Origin of the sequence: Serratia sp. CY47280, from assembly GCF_052168655.1 — a bacterium.
GTDB classification, from domain to species: domain Bacteria; phylum Pseudomonadota; class Gammaproteobacteria; order Enterobacterales; family Enterobacteriaceae; genus Serratia; species Serratia bockelmannii.
Genome location: NZ_JBJNMG010000018.1, coordinates 1 through 629, shown reverse-complemented (window position 1 = coordinate 629; position 629 = coordinate 1). Strand labels below are relative to the sequence as shown.

The 629-nt window shown below is 51.4% G+C and carries 1 rRNA gene; it reads left to right on the top strand.

Annotated elements, in window-relative coordinates:
• Positions 1-169: 169 nt before the first annotated feature.
• Positions 170-629: ribosomal RNA gene (locus ACJ8J4_RS24720) — 16S ribosomal RNA — on the top strand; the annotation flags it as partial.

The following is a 629-nucleotide window of genomic DNA, read 5'->3' as shown; positions in this document are numbered from 1 at the left end:
CACTGCTCTTTAACAATTTATCAGACAATCTGTGTGGGCACTCCACAAGACGATATCCAGCATCTTCGGATGCAAAAAAATATCAAGTCTTGAAGAGTGACTAACTGAAGTAAAATTCATGCAGTAAATCTTTGAGCATCGCTTCTCGAGTGGAAGCAAATCAAGCTTTTAATTGAAGAGTTTGATCATGGCTCAGATTGAACGCTGGCGGCAGGCTTAACACATGCAAGTCGAGCGGTAGCACAGGGGAGCTTGCTCCCTGGGTGACGAGCGGCGGACGGGTGAGTAATGTCTGGGAAACTGCCTGATGGAGGGGGATAACTACTGGAAACGGTAGCTAATACCGCATAACGTCGCAAGACCAAAGAGGGGGACCTTCGGGCCTCTTGCCATCAGATGTGCCCAGATGGGATTAGCTAGTAGGTGGGGTAATGGCTCACCTAGGCGACGATCCCTAGCTGGTCTGAGAGGATGACCAGCCACACTGGAACTGAGACACGGTCCAGACTCCTACGGGAGGCAGCAGTGGGGAATATTGCACAATGGGCGCAAGCCTGATGCAGCCATGCCGCGTGTGTGAAGAAGGCCTTCGGGTTGTAAAGCACTTTCAGCGAGGAGGAAGGTGGTGA